Genomic DNA, 15461 nt, shown 5'->3' on the forward strand with positions numbered 1-15461 from the left:
GGGAACTTTCCTGTCAGGCGAGCGCCGCGCCCGTCCTGGGCGGAGGCAGGATCACTGGCGGAGCAGCAGGTTGGAGCCGTCGGCGAAGTCGATCGAGACGAAAGGATCACCGTCGATCGTCCGCCCCAGCAGCACGTCGCGGATTCCGGCCACCGCGTTCGTCGGCTGCTGCCACCACGTGATCAGCGAGGTGTTCAGGCCGGGCAGCGGTGCCGGTGGCGGGATCTGGTGCGGGGGCAGGTCGACGAACCGGGCCGGGATGACCACCGCGATGCGCTGGTCTGTGGCCACCAGCCAGGCGTAGCCGTTTCCGGCGGTCAGCACGTCGGCGACCTGCACGGCGAGCCGACCGCCGTCGGCCGCGGTCGCCCAGCCGCGGATTCCCCGGTCGTGCACCCACTCGTCGCCGAGGTGGTCGCCGCGGGTGGTGAGCTCGGACGGCTTCAGGTAGGTCTCCGACACCGCTTGGGTGCACTTCGGCACCGGGTTGACCGGCGTGTGCGGAACGCTGGTCCGACCGGCCACGGTGGAGGCCAGATATCCCGGTCGGCGTTCGAAGATCCGGTGGAACGCCTCACCTCGCTGCAGCCAGCCGTGCTCGGCCACCTTCACCACGTCGGCCGGCCGGGCTACCACGACGATCCCCCAAGCGTGTTGCGGACGAGTGCGAGAACCCGGTTCGGGTTGGCCTTCGACGGCATCTGGAGCTCGAGCCGCGACTGATCCGCGAAGGTGATCTGCAGGTAGGTCCCGCTCCGGTCGTCCTTCTCGTAACCCGGCCGCCGGAATGCGCGCTCACCGACGTCGTAGCCGAGGACCTGGTTCAGGTCGATGCAGGCCTTCTCGACGACCTCAGGTGTCTGGACCTGCTCGCCGTGGTCGAAGAACCGTCCCTTGTTGTTGATCGTGCTGCTCATGGCGCCCGCGAAGTCGTCGGCGAACCTGCCGACGGGGCCCGTCGCCTGCATGATCTTGTCCATGCCCTTGTCGAGCCAGTCGCGGGAGCCTTCCGGGAGTTCGGCGACCTCCAGCAGCGCCAGCCGGGTCGGCGTCGCCACCAGGATTCCCGGCTTCTCGCCGGGAGACCTCTCACCGGAGGTGCCGCTCATCCGCACGGCCAGAGCATCGGCGTCGCGCGCCGAAACGATGGCCGACGGCGAGTTCCGGTTGTCGGCCTGCTCGTCGACCGAGTTGAAGACGGCGGAGACCCGCATCGAGAGCGCACCGGCCTGGAACAGCGCGCGGGACGCCAGTCCGCGCTTGCGCTTGCCGTGCTCGTCCAGGCCGGCGACCTCGAACAGCGGGATGTGGAACGGATCCGGGAAGGCCCACGTGATGGGCTCGCCCGGCGTGCACCACCAGGACCTGGCGCTCAGGACCAGGTGTTCCACGTTGTAGGTCATCCGCTATTCCGTCCGCATCGCGGTCAGGAGAAACCCTTCTCCTGCGCGGCTTTGCTCTCCTCCGGGGTGAGCTCACCGCTGATCCGCTGGTCCGCTTCGTCGTACATCGCCTTCGGGATCTGCTTGATCGCCTGTCCTTCAGCGGTCTCGATGGTACCTGCGGCGACGGCCTTGCCGATCGACGTCTCGCCGCCGAGCACCCCGCCGATCGCCTTGCCCGCGAGGTTGGCGGCCAGCGCTTCTTCGCCGGTCTTGTGCAGCCCCTGGCCCTTCATGAAGACGTTGCTGGTCTTGGAGGTGGCGAACTCGCGCAGGACCTCGCCGGTGTTGGGATCCTTCACCACCTCGGTCTTGCTCTTCGAGATCCCCCTGGTGAGCAGCTTGCCGAGCTTGCCGGATTCGCGGATCTTGTTGAGCAGCTCTTCGAGCTTCTTCAGCCACTTGTAGAGCTGGGCCTGGATCTTGGCGACCTGGGTGGCGATGCGGCCGCCGGTGATGCCGACCGACGCCGTCGTGGTCGCGCCCGCGGCGCCCACCGAGGCGCCTGCGGTGATCCACGACGCGGCGAGCGCGGCGAGCCACTGGACGATCAGGCTGATGATCAGCTCGGTCAGGATGTTGATGACGAGCTCGACGAACATGTCGAACATGTCCGCGATGCCGTCGAGGGTTTCCTTGAGCCCGCGGACGTCCTCGGCCAGCGCCTTGGAACCTTCGCCGAACTCGGTCATCTGCTTGCGGAAGGCGTCGCCGTCCTGGCCGACCCAGCTCTCGGCGGTCGCCTCAGCACGCTTGGGTTCCTGGTCGCCGACCTCGTCGAGCCACGACGCGACCTGCTCCCAGCCCTTGCCGGTGGCGCGCATCTGCTCGGGGTCGCCGATGGCCTGCTCGGCGATCTCGATCAGCGGGGTCATCACGATCGACACCAGGAAGCCGAGACCGTTGTCCAGCAGCGCTTGGCCCGGGTTCGACAGCAGCTCCATCTGCTCCTGGCGCGCCGAGATGACCGCGGAGGTCCACTCCGGGGCGGCGGAGCCGTCCGCGAGGTTGCCGCCGTTGGTGTTGATCGCCGCGTCCCGCATGCCGTAGGCGGCGTTGGCCGCGGACGAGCCGCGGGTCAGGGTCTGCTCGGCCCAGTTCTTGCGGGTGGCGTCGCCCTGGTTGAGCTCTTCGAAGGTTCCCGGCCCGCTCATCCCGCAAGTCCTTCCCCGGCCTTGTTCAGCATTTCGATGATCTGCTGCTCGGTCTCGTCGTAGTCCTTGACGGTGTCCTCGAGCGCCTGCTTGGTCTCGGTGAGGAACTGCTGGGCCTTCTGGGCCATCTCCTGGCAGCCCTGCAGCGTCTCGAAGTACTTGTCGCTGATGCCCACGGCGTTGCCGATCGGGCCGAAGCACTGGTCGTCGGTTCGCGCCTGCTCCAGCAGCTGGGCCAGCTGCCCGAACTTGTCGGCCAAGCTCTCCGAGCCGCTGCCGTGCCCGGACAACGTGCCGGGCGTCATCTTCAGCTCGCCACCCACGGTGTCCCCCTCGAGTAAGAACGTCTGATCGCCGAAGTCACCGGCTTCGACGTTGTTCGGGCGTTATCGGTTCCAGCCGATTTCGCGGAGTCCCGCCGTGCCGGTCCGGACGATCGCGAAATGATGTTCGAAACAGCCTACCTGGGGTTTCGGTGACATCAAGGGCACCTTCCCGCCTCTCCCATCGCAGAAGTGCGCATAGCGGATGTTTCGGCCGTTGCCCGGCGTTCGGGATGCGAGCATGGGAACTTTCCTGTCATCCGCACTCCCGGAGAGTGCGATCAAAAGGATTTCGCGGACATTCTCGGCAGTTCGGGTGCGAGCATGGGAACCTTCCTGTCACCTCCGCGCGGCCCGGGGGAGCGGTTCCGCTGGCTCCATCCGGCGGGTCGGCCTGGTGCGAGGATGGGAACCTTCCTGTCATCCGAGCGCGCGCCGGGCGGGTTTCGCGCGCTCGCTGGGGGCACAATCAGATCGTGCGGACAATCTTGTCCACCTCTTGTATCTATGTTGTGAACAACATAAGGTTCCGCCTTGAACGGAACGGGTTTTCCGCAGGGCGGAATATCTCCGGGAGGCTGAGCAATGCAGTCGACCAGCACCGAGACCGAGCGGCACGCGCTGGAACAGGTCGTCCACCAGTTCCGCGCCGCGCTGCCACCGGGCATGGTGATCACCGATCCGCAGCAGCTGCGCACCTACGAGTGCGACGGCCTGGCCAGCTACCGCGTCGTGCCCGCCGTCGTCGTGCTGCCGGAGACCGCTGAGCAGGTTCGCGACGTCGTCCGGATCTGCGCCGAGCACGAGGTTCCCTTCGTGGCGCGCGGATCGGGCACCGGGTTGTCCGGCGGGGCGCTCCCGCACTCCTCCGGCGTGCTGGTGGTGACCGCGAAGATGCGGCGGATCCTGGAGATCGACCTGGCCAACGAGCGCGCCGTGGTGGAGCCCGGCGTGATCAACCTCGACGTCACCAGGGCCGTCCAGGACCGCGGCTACTACTTCGCGCCGGACCCCTCCAGCCAACAGGTCTGCTCGGTCGGCGGCAACGTCGCCGAGAACTCCGGCGGGGCGCACTGCCTCAAGTACGGGTTCACCACCAACCACATCCTCGCGCTCGAAGTCGTCACACCCGACGGCGACGTGGTCGAGCTCGGCGGCCCGGCGCGGGAGACCGCCGGCTACGACCTGCTCGGCGCGTTCATCGGCAGCGAAGGCACCCTCGGCGTGGTCACCAAGATCACCGTCCGGCTGCTGCGCAAACCCGAGTCCGTGCAGACGCTGCTCGCCGGGTTCCCGTCGACCGACGAGGCCGGGGCGGCGGTGTCGGCGATCATCGCCGACGGCGTCACGCCCGCCGCGATCGAGATGATGGACGCGCTGGCCATCGAAGCGGCCGAGCAGGCCGTGCACTGCGGCTACCCGGAAGGCGCGGGCGCGGTGCTGGTCGTCGAGCTGGACGGCCCGGCCGCCGAGGTCGAGCACACCTTCGCCGAGGTGGAGCGGCACTGCGGGGCGCACGGGGCGTTCGAGATCCGGGTCGCCGCCGACGACCACGAGCGGGCGATGATCTGGAAGGGCCGCAAGTCCGCGTTCGCCGCGGTCGGCCGCATCAGCCCCGACTACATCGTGCAGGACGGGGTGATCCCGCGGACGGCGCTGCCCGAAGTGCTCGGCCGCATCGCCCGGCTGTCCGCCGAATCCGGGGTGCGGGTCGCCAACGTCTTCCACGCCGGCGACGGCAACCTGCACCCGCTGGTGCTCTTCGACGATTCCGAGCCCGGGGCCAACGAGCGCGCCGAGCAGGTATCCGGCGCGATCCTCGACCTGTGCATCGAGCACGGCGGCTCGATCACCGGGGAGCACGGCGTCGGCGCGGACAAGGTCAAGTACATGGGCCGCATGTTCACCGCCGACGACCTGGACACCATGCAGCGCGTGCGCTGCGCCTTCGACCCGGTCGGGATCTGCAACCCGGGCAAGGTTTTCCCGACCCCGAGGCTCTGCGGCGAGGTCCCCGGGCCCCGGCGCGGCGTGCACCCACTGACCGAAGCGGGATTGGCGGACCAGTTCTGATGCCCACCACGACCAAGGACGCGCTCGCCGCCGCGCTGGGCGCGGAGAACGTGCGCGACGCAGCCGAACCGGACGCGGTGTGCGGTGTCCGTCCACAATGGGTGGCCACGGTGGACAGCACCGAGAGCGCCTCGGCGGCGATGAAGGTGGCCGCCGAGCACGGGCTGCGGGTGGTGCCGAAGGGCTCCGGCAGCAAGCTCGACTGGGGCGCCGCACCAGCGGCCGTCGACCTGCTGCTCGACGTCTCCGCGGCGACCGGCATCGTCGAGCACGCGGCGGGCGATCTCGTCGTGCACGCCCTGGCCGGCACCCCGGTCGCCGAGGTCGGCGACACCGTGCGCGCCGCCGGTCAGCAGCTCGCGATCGACCAGCCGCTGCCGACCGCGACCGTGGGCGGCGTCGTGGCCACCGGCACCTCCGGCCCCTGCCGCCACCTCTTCGGCGGAGTGCGCGACCTGCTCATCGGCATCACCGTGGTGCGCGCCGACGGGACGGTGACCACGGCGGGCGGCAAGGTGGTCAAGAACGTCGCGGGCTACGACCTCGGCAAGCTCTACACCGGCTCCTTCGGCACCCTCGGCGTGATCACCGAAGCGGTGTTCCGCCTCCACCCGGTGGCCGCCGAACACCGCTGGATCTCGGTCACCACCACCGACCCGGCGACGGCAGGCGCCCTGGCCGACGAGATCCGGCACTCGCAGGCGGTGCCCACCGCGATCGAGCTCGACCGCGCACGGCCGGACGGGCCGATCGCGGTGTGCGCGCAGCTCGAAGGCCGCCCGGCGGCGACGCACGACCGGGCCGCGGAGCTGGCCGCGACGCTCGGCCACGGGGCGGAAGTGCTGGAACGAGCACCGGAGTGGTGGGGGAGCCACCCGTTCGAACCGGCCGGAACCGGCCTGCGCGTGGCCGCCGAACCCGCGAAGCTGCCGCAACTGCTCGCCGCGATCCAGGACGCGGCCGGCGGACTCCCGGTGACGACTCGCGGCGCCGCCGGGCTCGGCGTGCTGCACGCGGGCCTGCCCGCCGACACCGATCCGGCCGCGGTCGCCGAACTGGTCACCGCGCTGCGGGCCCGCTGCGAGTACGCGGTGGTGGAACGAGCACCGCGAGCCGTCCTCGCCGCGATCGACCCGTGGGGCCCGGTCGCGCCGGGACTGCTGACCCTGATGCGCCGGACCAAGGACCAGTTCGACCCGGAGCACCGGCTCGCCCCGGGCCGGTTCGTGGGAGGAATCTGATGACCGAGACCCGCCCTGGTGCCTTCGACGCCCACCACCCGCCGCAGCGCGAACTCGTCGACGACTGCGTGCACTGCGGGTTCTGCCTGCCGACCTGCCCCACCTACGACCTGTGGGGCGAGGAGATGGACTCGCCGCGCGGCCGCATCTACCTGATGAAGGAAGGCCTGGAGGGCGAGCCGCTGACCGACACCATGGTCGGGCACTTCGACGCCTGCCTGGGCTGCATGGCGTGCGTGAGCGCCTGCCCGTCCGGTGTGCAGTACGGGACGCTGATCACCGAAACGCGCGCGCAGGTGGAGCGGCGGCACGAGCGCGGCAAGTGGGAGCGCCTCATGCGCACCGCGATCTTCACCCTGTTCCCGTACCCGCGGCGGCTCAGAGCACTGCGCGGGCCGCTGGCGCTCTACCAGCGGCTGGGCCTGGGCAAGCTGGCCAAGAAGTCCGGGCTGATGGCGAAGCTGCCCGAAGGCCTGCAGGCGATGGAATCCCTGGCACCGCCGATCACCCGCGCACCCAAGCTCGGCCACCGGGTTCCGGCGCGGGGCAAGCGGCGCGCCACCATCGGGATGATCACCGGCTGCGTGCAGAGCGCGTTCTTCCCCGACGTCAACGCCGCGACGGCCCGCATCCTCGCCGCCGAGGGCTGCGACGTCGTGATCCCCCGCGCGCAGGGCTGCTGCGGCGCGCTCAGCGAGCACTCGGGCCGGGAAGCCGAAGCGGTGAAGTTCGCGCGCGACCTGCTCGACGTGTTCGAACGGTCCGACGTGGACTACGTCGTCATCAACTCGGCCGGCTGCGGATCGACGCTCAAGGAATACCCGCGCCTCCTGCAGGACGACCCCGAGTACGCGGCGAAGGCCGAGGCGTTCTCGGCCCGGGTGCGCGACATCGCCGAGCTGCTGGTCGAACTCGGCCCGGTCGCCGAACGCCACCCGCTCCCGGTCGAGGTCGCCTACCACGACGCCTGCCACCTGGCGCACGGCCAGGGCATCCGCTCCCAACCGCGCGAGCTGCTGCGCGCGATCCCCGGCCTGGAGATCCGCGAGATCAGCCGCGGCGAGCTGTGCTGCGGTTCGGCGGGCGTCTACAACCTGCTCCAACCGGAACCGGCGCGGGAACTGGGCGACCGCAAGGCCGACCACGTCCTGGCCACCGGGGCGCGCCTGCTGGTCACGGCCAACCCGGGCTGCTCGATGCAGATCCGCACCGCGCTGGAGCGCCGCGGTGAGCACCTGGCCATGGCGCACACGGTCCAGGTCCTGGACGCCTCGATCCGCGGCCTGGGCGTCGAGGCCCTGCTGCGCGACTGACCCGACGGCGGGGCCGGTGCGAGCCCCGCCGTCGCGACGTCCGCCGGTGCGAGCATGGGAACCTTCCTGTCACGGGTCCGCGAGCGGGGCCCGGTGACGACGAGGGGACGACCGTTGACCGATCAGGAAGGGCAGTCCGGCTGCCTGGCCTGCGACCTTTCCTCCGGCGCGACCCACCTCCCGGGCGGGCGGGTGCACGCGACCCGGTTCTGGGTGGTGGAGCACTGCATCGGTCCGCTCGGCGTCGGTGCGCTGGTGGTCAAGCCGCTCCGCCACGTCCTGCACATCGCGGAGCTGACCGCGGAGGAGAGCGCCGAGCTCGGGCCGCTCTTGCGGCGGGTGACTGCCGCGATCGAGGAAGTCCTGCGCCCGGAGCAGGTCTACGCGTGCCTGTGGTCGCACTCGGGTGGCGTGCCCGGGCACATCCACTTCGTCCTGCAGCCCGCCACCCGCGAACTGATGGACCAGTACGGCGCCTACGGGCCCGCGCTGCAGACGGCGATGTTCGCCGAATCCGACATGCCGGACGAGGCGGCGGTGTCCGCGATCTGCACCCGGTACCGGGCGGTGCTCGACGCTTGAGATGACAGGAAGGTTCCCATCCTCGCAAGCGCGGAACGGTCAGCTGCAGGACACCGGCAGGACGGCGGGCGCCGGGTCCAGCACGAACCGCTCACCGTCCCGGACGACGTTCCAGCCCGAGCAGAGCGCGGTGCCGTCCGCGGCGAACCTCGCCACCACGGCCTGCGCATCGCCGAACCGGACGAGATCGACGGTGGTGTCGCTCTTCCCGACCGCGTTCCACTTGCCGAGGTAGGCCTTGACGTAGTCGTCGTCGGAGCCCGAGCCCCGGGCGAAGGCGGCGAGGAGCTTCTGCGGATCCGCTGCCGCGAGCGCCGTCTCGACCTTGCCGCGGAGCTCTTCGGGGGTGGCCCCGCCGCGGTCGACGTTGTTCGGATCGGTGTAGATCTGCACCGAGATGAAGGTGAGCCATCCGGCGGTGACGGCGATCAGCACGCCGAACCAGAACCTCGACCTCGCGGAGCCCTTCCGCACGTCGGACCTGGTCATGCTCCACCTCCCCGCTCGGCCGGATCCCCGCCGCGGAGCCTACCGGGCGCCGCGCGCTGCGCGGCCTGTTCGCGCTGGTGGTGACGCCAAGCTCTCACTCCCGGACGACGTTCCGGCCCGCGAGGCCACCGGCCGAGCCGGTGCGAGCATGGGAACCTTCCTGTCACCCGCCCCTCCGCAGCGCCTGCCGGATCCGTCGGTGAGGGCAATCCCTCCCTCCAGCGGTGAGGGCCGGTCGAGGACCGCCGCGCGCGTCGAATCTGGTGACGGCCGCTCACCCCGTGACGGCCTCCACTTCGCCGACATCGCTCAGAAGGGCAAGTTCTCGATCTCGTTCGACCCCGCCGGGCACGTGACGACCTCTCCGTCGGCGGTGGGGGCGAGTCTGGGCGAGGGCGGTGTGGACGTGGAGCACGACTTCGGCATCAAGTAGTCGTCCGGTCGCCGGTCGCGCCTCGCACGATGCGGTGCGGCCGCCGACCAGCACCCGTCAAGCTCCCGCGACCGGCCCCAGGCGTTCGAGGCGGGCCTCCTCGCTCACCGCGAGCACACCTGCCGGGCCGGCGTCTCCGTCACGTTCGCCCGCCTCGAGGGCCGCAGTGCTGCCCGGTCCGCAGGTTCGCGGTGGCGTTGGTGATGACGCCGTCGAGCCGGTTCCGGGCGCTCACCAGCTCGCCGATCTGCCCGTCGATCCGGTCGCGCTCGGCCGAGAGCCGGTCGAGCAGCTCAGGCGTGGCTTCGCCGTCCACCACGCAGGGCAGCAGGTCCCGGATCGACTTGCTCGACAACCCGGCGGCGTAGAGCTGCTGGATGAGCTGGACGCGATCCGCCGCGCTGTCCGGGTAGTGCCGCTGGCCGCTGGGGCTGCGCTCCGCGATGAGCAGGTCTTGCTCCTCGTAGTACCGCAGCGCCCGAACGCTGACCTTCGCTCTGGCCGCGAGTTCCCCGATGCGCACCGCACCTCCAGGTGTGATCTCCGGCATTCGCCTTTGCCCCTGACGTCAACGTCAGGTCCTAGCGTATTCCGCGTCGGACCGGAGCCCGCGCGTTCGCGGAAATCTCGAGGAGGACTTGCCGTGCTCGAACCCGTCCCAGTCGTGTCGGTCCAGCCGGTGCTGCTGGAAGCGCCGGGCCGCGGCGAAGACCTGAAGGTGCGGATCTCCGCTCCGGTTCGCGGGAGCGGACTGCCGGTCGTCGTCTTCTCGCACGGCTTCGGCTCGTCGCACCACGGCTACGGCCCGCTGACCGACTTCTGGGCCGCGCACGGATTCGTGGTGATCCAGCCGACCCACCTCGATTCCAGAACGGTGGGGCTCGCCCAGGACGACCCCCGCACACCGCGGATCTGGCGCCACCGCGTCGAGGACGTGAAACTCGTCCTGGACCAGCTCGATCTGCTGGAAGCCGCCGTCCCCGGCCTCCGCGGCCGCCCGGACCGGAGCCGCATCGCGGCCGCCGGGCACTCCTTCGGCGGCCAGACGGCGGGAAACCTGCTGGGACTGCGCGTCCGGGACCCGGTGAGCGCAATGGCGGCGGACCTGTCCGACCCGCGGGTCAAGGCAGGTGTCCTGCTCGCCACGGCCGGCCGCGGTGGAGCCGACCTGACGCCGTTCGCGGCCGAGCACTTCCCGTTCATGAACCCGGACTTCGCGACCATGACGACTCCCGCCCTCGTCGTCGCCGGAGACGCCGACGACCTGCCGCTGTCGGTCCGGGGGCCGGACTGGCTCGCTGACCCGTACTTCCTCAGCCCAGGTCCGAAAAGCCTGCTCACCCTGTTCGGCGCGGAGCACTCGCTGGGTGGGATCGCCGGTTACGAGGCCAGGGAGACCACGGACGAGAACCCCGCCCGCGTCGCACTGCTCCAGCGCGTCACGTGGGCCTACCTCCGCCACTCCCTCGACATCGAAGACGAGTCTTGGAAAGCGGCGCAGGAGTCGCTGGCAGCCGCCATGGGGCGCATCGAATCCAAGTGACGGCTCCGGCAGGTCAGCGCGGGTTCCGCTCGGCCAGCTGGAGGGTGAGACCGTGCGGCTCCAGGTGCAGTCGCGGCCGTGGGCGCACAGCTGCGGGGCAGAGCCGGGCGATCCAGGCGAGGGACAGGTTCAGGTCCACGAAAGCGAGTTCGTAGCCGATGCACTTCGATTCCCCGGCCCCGAAGGGGAGCCAGCCTTCGGGGCCGGTGCGGGGCGCGCCCCTCCCACCTGCGCGGGTCGAAGTTCTCCGGGAGTGGGAAGAGGTCGGGACGGTGGTGCAGCACGTAGGGGGCTCAGCAGCACTTGCGCGCCTGCTGGGCCGCCGCGGGCGAGCGCACCACGTACGTCGGCGTCCGGCCGAACCGGAGTTCCACCACCTCGCCCAGGTGCGGCCAGCAGCCCCAGCGGATCGATGATCAGGGCTTTCAGATGGCCGAGCAGCGGCCGGCCACCTGGTGCCCTCAGGGCTTTTCGCCCTGCCCGGACGGTTTCGCTCCCTGTTCGATCGTCATGTCCCGAGAGCTGGCAGGCCCGCGCCCACCTGCGGAACGCCCAGTTCGCCGAACCGTTCGTACGGAGCACGGCCTGCACCCGGATGCCCGCGTCCATCCGTGCACGGTCCCTGCGCACCCGGCACCGGATCACCTCGCCCGGCATCTGGTGGTGACAGGAAGGTTCCCATGCTCGCACCGCGGGAACGGCGCGCTCGGTGACAGGAAGGTTCCCATGCTTTCACGCGGAGGACTGGAACCGGCCGAGATCGCGGTGCGGCAGCCATTGACTGTGACAGCATTGGTGTCACACTCTGAGTGGAGTACCTGCCGCAACGAGGAGGCACGCCGCACATGTCCGAGGCGTTCGTCTACGACGCGATCCGCACACCGCGCGGTCGCGGCAAGAAAACCGGGTCGCTGCACGGGGTCAAACCGATCAGCCTGGTCGTGGGCCTCATCCAGGAGCTGCAGCGCCGTCATCCCGAGTTGGATCCCGCGCTGATCGACGACGTCGTGCTCGGCGTCGTCTCGCCGGTCTCCGACCAGGGCGGCGACATCGCCAAGACCGCCGCGCTGGCCGCCGGGCTGCCGGAGACGGTCAGCGGCGTGCAGCTCAACCGCTTCTGCGCCTCGGGCCTGGAGGCCGTCAACATCGCCGCGCAGAAGGTGCGCTCCGGCTGGGAGGACGCCGTGCTCGCCGGCGGCGTCGAATCCATGTCCCGGGTGCCGATGGGCTCCGACGGCGGCGCCTGGGCGCTGGACCCCGAGACGAACTACGACACGGCGTTCGTGCCGCAGGGCATCGGTGCCGACCTCATCGCCACCATCGAGGGCTTCGACCGGACCACTGTGGACGCCTACGCCGCGGAGTCGCAGACCCGCGCCGCCAAGGCCTGGGCCGACGGCCGCTTCGCCCGCTCGGTGGTGCCGGTCAGCGACCGCAACGGCCAGGTCGTCCTGGACCGCGACGAGCACATCCGCGCGAACACCACCACCGACAGCCTCGGCGGGCTGAAGTCGTCCTTCGCCGACATCGGCGAGCTCGGCGGGTTCGACGCCGTGGCGCTGCAGAAGTACCACTGGGTCGAGCGCATCGACCACGTGCACACGGCGGGCAACTCCTCCGGCATCGTCGACGGCGCGGCCCTCGCCCTGATCGGCAGCGAAGCGCTCGGCGAGCGCACCGGTCTGCGCCCGCGCGCCCGCATCGTCGCCGCCGCGCTCAGCGGCGCGGACCCGACGATCATGCTGACCGGCCCCGGACCGGCCGTGCGCAAGGCCCTGGCCAGGGCCGGGCTGAGCATCGACCAGATCGACCTGGTGGAGATCAACGAGGCGTTCGCCGCCGTCCCGCTGAAGTTCATGAAGGAGTTCGGCGTCAGCCACGACAAGGTCAACGTCAACGGTGGCGCGATCGCGATGGGACACCCGCTGGGCGCCACCGGGGCGATGATCCTGGGCACCCTGATCGACGAGCTGGAGCGCCGCAACCAGCGCTACGGCCTGGCCACGCTGTGCATCGGCGGCGGCATGGGGATCGCGACGATCGTGGAACGCATCGGCTGAAGGACACATCACACATGAGCGAGCAGAACACCATCCGCTGGTCCTCCGACGCCGACGGCATCGTCGTGCTGACCCTGGACGACCCGCAGCAGCAGGCCAACACCATGAACGAGCGCTACCAGCGCAGCATGGACGAAACCCTGCAGCGCCTGGAGAACGAGCGCGAGAACATCTCCGGGGTCGTCATCACCTCCGCGAAGAGCACCTTCTTCGCCGGCGGTGACCTGCGCGAACTCGTCCAGGCGCGCACCGCCGACGCCGCGCGGGTCACCGAGACCACCACCGCCGTCAAGAAGCAGCTGCGCCGGCTGGAAACCCTCGGCGTCCCGGTCGTGGCGGCGCTCAACGGCACCGCGCTCGGCGGCGGCCTGGAGATCGCGCTGGCCTGCCACCACCGCATCGCGCTGAACGACCCCAAGTCCCGCTTCGGGTTCCCCGAGGTGACCCTCGGCCTGCTGCCCGGCGCGGGCGGCGTGGTCCGCTCGGTGCGGATGCTGGGCATCGCCGACGCGCTGCTCAACGTGCTGCTGCAGGGGCAGCGGCTGCGCCCGGAGAAGGCCGCGAAGATCGGCATCGTCGACGAGCTGGTCGACACTCCCGAGCAGCTGCTGACCCGCGCCAAGGAGTGGATCAAGGCCAACCCCGACTCGGCCCAGCCGTGGGACAAGCCCGGTCACAAGATCCCCGGCGGCACCCCGTCGAACCCGAAGTTCGCCGCCAACCTGCCCGCGTTCCCCGCGAACCTGCGCAAGCAGCTCAAGGGCGCCCCGCTGCCCGCGCCGAAGAACATCATGGCCGCCGCGGTGGAAGGCGCGCAGGTCGACTTCGACACCGCGCTGACCATCGAGGGCCGCTACTTCGTGGAACTCGTGTGCGGGCAGACCGCCAAGAACATGAGCAAGGCGTTCTTCTTCGACCTGCAGCACATCAACTCCGGCGGCAGCCGCCCGTCCGGGGAACCCACCTGGCAGGCGAAGAAGGTCGCCGTGCTCGGCGGCGGCATGATGGGCGCCGGCATCGCCTACGTCTGCGCCAAGGCGGGCATGCAGGTGGTGCTCAAGGACATCTCCCTCGAAGCCGCTGAGAAGGGCAAGGACTACTCGGTCAAGCTGGAGGAGAAGGCCATCTCCCGGGGCCGCTCCACCCGCGAGAAGTCCGATGCGCTGCTGGCCCGCATCACGCCCACCGACCAGCTGGAACCGCTGACCGGCTGCGACCTGGTGATCGAAGCCGTCTTCGAGGACACCAAGCTCAAGCACCAGGTCTACGGCGAGATCCAGGACGTCGTCGACGGTGACGCGCTGATCGCCTCCAACACCTCGACGCTGCCGATCACCGGCCTCGCCGAAGGCGTGCGGCGCCGCGAGGACTTCATCGGCCTGCACTTCTTCTCCCCGGTGGACAAGATGCCGCTGGTGGAGATCATCTGCGGCGAGCACACCAGCGACAAGGCACTGGCCCGCGCCTTCGACGTGGTGCAGCAGATCAAGAAGACGCCGATCGTGGTCAACGACAGCCGCGGCTTCTTCACCAGCCGGGTCATCGGCACCTTCCTCAACGAGGGCGTGTCGATGCTCGCCGAGGGCATCCACCCGGCGTCGATCGAGCAGGCCTCGGCGCAGGCCGGATTCCCGGCACCGGTCCTGCAGCTGTTCGACGAGCTCACCTTCACCCTGCCGCGCAAGATCCGCGACGAGAGCCGCCGCGCGGTCGAGGCGGCAGGAGGCACCTGGACGCCGCACCCGGCCGAGCAGGTGCTGGACCGGATGATCGACGAGTTCGACCGCAAGGGCCGCTCCAGCGGCGCCGGTTTCTACGACTACGCCGACGGCAAGCGCACCGGCCTGTGGCCGGGCCTGGCCGAGCACTTCGGCACCGACCGCGACCCGTCCGAAGTGGACATCGCGGACCTCCGGGAGCGGATGCTGTTCGTGGAGGCGCTGGAAACCGTCAAGTGCTTCGACGAAGGCGTGCTGCGATCGGTGCCGGACGCCAACATCGGCTCGATCTTCGGCATCGGCTTCCCGGCCTGGACCGGCGGTGTCGTGCAGTACATGAACGGCTACCCCGGCGGCCTGGCCGGATTCGTGGCCCGCGCCCGGGAACTGGCCGACCGCTACGGGCCCCGCTTCGACCCGCCCGCCTCCCTGGTGCGCCGGGCCGAAGCCGGTGAACCCTTCGACATCGGCGAACCGGACGAGGGGATCGTCTCCGCCACCGCGGCGTGACCCGCGCCGGGTGGGCGCACCGGCGCCCACCCGGCTACCCCTTGGTCGCGGCCGCGGTGATCGCACCAGCAACCCCGATGGCCACCGCGCTGAGCACGGCAGTGATCGACCAACCGAACCATTCGGCCGCTGCTGCGCCGAAGGCGGTGCCGAGACTTCCACCCACGAAGTACACGAGCATGTACGCGCTGTTGAACCGCGCCGGGGCCGCGGGGTCGATCGCGAGGACGATGCTCTGGTTGGCGACCTGAGCAGCGAACAGCCCGGCGTCGAAGAGCGCCAGGCAGACGAGCGTCACCGCGGTGTCCGCGAGCGCGAACCCGCCGACCGCCACGGCAGTCCCGGCCAGCGCCAAGCCCGCCAGCACGACGCGCCGGGCACCCACCCGGTCGGTCCAGGAACCCGCGGCCTGCGTCGCCGGAATACCCGCCAGACCAGCCAGGGCATACCAGCCGATCCGCTCCGCCGAATAGGAGAAGGGTGGCGCGGCAAGGGCTACCGCGAGCCCGGCCCACACCGCGCAGAACGCGAAGAACCACAGAGCGCCGCGGATGGCCGCGACCCGGAGCACGGCGTGCCG

The 15461-nt window shown here is 70.4% G+C and carries 15 protein-coding genes; 8 read left to right on the plus strand and 7 right to left on the minus strand.

From position 1 onward, the window contains the following. Positions 1-51: 51 nt before the first annotated feature. The 4 genes from OU416_RS04040 to OU416_RS04055 are packed head-to-tail and all read right to left on the minus strand — an operon-like array spanning position 52 to position 2919. On the minus strand, positions 52-636 hold the full coding sequence (locus OU416_RS04040; protein WP_270925457.1) for a hypothetical protein: 585 nt from the start codon (positions 634-636) through the stop codon (positions 52-54). Beyond that, complete coding sequence (locus tag OU416_RS04045) at positions 630-1403, minus strand: hypothetical protein (RefSeq protein ID WP_270925458.1); 774 nt, start codon at positions 1401-1403, stop codon at positions 630-632. Before OU416_RS04045 ends, OU416_RS04040 begins: the two co-directional genes overlap by 7 nt. 23 nt (positions 1404-1426) lie before the next feature. Next, a complete protein-coding gene (locus tag OU416_RS04050; RefSeq protein WP_270925459.1) occupies positions 1427-2596 on the minus strand; it encodes a WXG100 family type VII secretion target in 1170 nt (389 codons plus the stop codon). Next, positions 2593-2919, minus strand: coding sequence for a hypothetical protein (locus OU416_RS04055; protein ID WP_093157835.1), 327 nt, complete (start codon positions 2917-2919; stop codon positions 2593-2595). The genes OU416_RS04050 and OU416_RS04055 overlap by 4 nt, the downstream gene beginning before the upstream one ends. A gap of 585 nt (positions 2920-3504) precedes the next feature. On the opposite strand from OU416_RS04055, the gene OU416_RS04060 reads away from it, so the two are divergent. From OU416_RS04060 to OU416_RS04075, 4 genes are all read left to right on the plus strand, one after another. Beyond that, positions 3505-4992 (plus strand): FAD-linked oxidase C-terminal domain-containing protein, encoded by a 1488-nt coding sequence (locus OU416_RS04060; protein WP_270925460.1) that lies wholly within the window; start codon positions 3505-3507, stop codon positions 4990-4992. Then, positions 4992-6233, plus strand: a complete 1242-nt coding sequence (locus OU416_RS04065; protein WP_270925461.1) for an FAD-binding oxidoreductase — start codon at positions 4992-4994, stop codon at positions 6231-6233. The genes OU416_RS04060 and OU416_RS04065 overlap by 1 nt, the downstream gene beginning before the upstream one ends. After that, positions 6233-7546, plus strand: coding sequence for a (Fe-S)-binding protein (locus OU416_RS04070; protein ID WP_270925462.1), 1314 nt, complete (start codon positions 6233-6235; stop codon positions 7544-7546). The genes OU416_RS04065 and OU416_RS04070 overlap by 1 nt, the downstream gene beginning before the upstream one ends. A 114-nt stretch (positions 7547-7660) precedes the next feature. Further along, positions 7661-8128: an HIT family protein gene (locus OU416_RS04075; RefSeq protein WP_270925463.1), complete on the plus strand. Its 468-nt coding sequence runs from the start codon at positions 7661-7663 to the stop codon at positions 8126-8128. A gap of 39 nt (positions 8129-8167) precedes the next feature. On the opposite strand, the gene OU416_RS04080 is transcribed toward OU416_RS04075, so the two are convergent. After that, the gene (locus OU416_RS04080; RefSeq protein ID WP_270925464.1) at positions 8168-8617 is read right to left on the minus strand and encodes a hypothetical protein; all 450 of its coding nucleotides are present in this window, start codon (positions 8615-8617) and stop codon (positions 8168-8170) included. 199 nt (positions 8618-8816) lie between these two features. Between OU416_RS04080 and OU416_RS04085 the strand changes: the two genes are divergently transcribed. Then, positions 8817-9050 carry a hypothetical protein gene (locus OU416_RS04085; protein WP_270925465.1) on the plus strand — a complete coding sequence of 78 codons (234 nt, stop codon included), beginning with the start codon at positions 8817-8819 and terminating at the stop codon, positions 9048-9050. A gap of 139 nt (positions 9051-9189) precedes the next feature. On the opposite strand, the gene OU416_RS04090 is transcribed toward OU416_RS04085, so the two are convergent. After that, positions 9190-9573 (minus strand): MerR family transcriptional regulator, encoded by a 384-nt coding sequence (locus OU416_RS04090; RefSeq protein WP_270925466.1) that lies wholly within the window; start codon positions 9571-9573, stop codon positions 9190-9192. 120 nt (positions 9574-9693) lie between these two features. On the opposite strand from OU416_RS04090, the gene OU416_RS04095 reads away from it, so the two are divergent. The 3 genes from OU416_RS04095 (at position 9694) to OU416_RS04105 (ending at position 14881) form a co-directional block, all read left to right on the plus strand. Continuing rightward, the gene (locus OU416_RS04095) at positions 9694-10593 is read left to right on the plus strand and encodes an alpha/beta hydrolase family protein (RefSeq protein ID WP_270925467.1); all 900 of its coding nucleotides are present in this window, start codon (positions 9694-9696) and stop codon (positions 10591-10593) included. Between the two features lie 845 nt (positions 10594-11438). Next, positions 11439-12653, plus strand: coding sequence for an acetyl-CoA C-acetyltransferase (locus OU416_RS04100; protein WP_270925468.1), 1215 nt, complete (start codon positions 11439-11441; stop codon positions 12651-12653). Between the two features lie 14 nt (positions 12654-12667). Continuing rightward, entirely contained in the window at positions 12668-14881 is a 2214-nt protein-coding gene (locus OU416_RS04105; RefSeq protein ID WP_270925469.1) for a 3-hydroxyacyl-CoA dehydrogenase NAD-binding domain-containing protein, read from the plus strand. A 34-nt stretch (positions 14882-14915) separates the two neighbouring features. Here the strand turns inward: OU416_RS04105 and OU416_RS04110 are convergent, their stop codons facing one another. After that, on the minus strand, positions 14916-15452 hold the full coding sequence (locus OU416_RS04110; RefSeq protein ID WP_270926098.1) for an MFS transporter: 537 nt from the start codon (positions 15450-15452) through the stop codon (positions 14916-14918). Positions 15453-15461: the final 9 nt, after the last annotated feature.

Source organism: Saccharopolyspora indica (assembly GCF_027853965.1).
Classification (GTDB): Bacteria; Actinomycetota; Actinomycetes; order Mycobacteriales; family Pseudonocardiaceae; genus Saccharopolyspora; species Saccharopolyspora indica.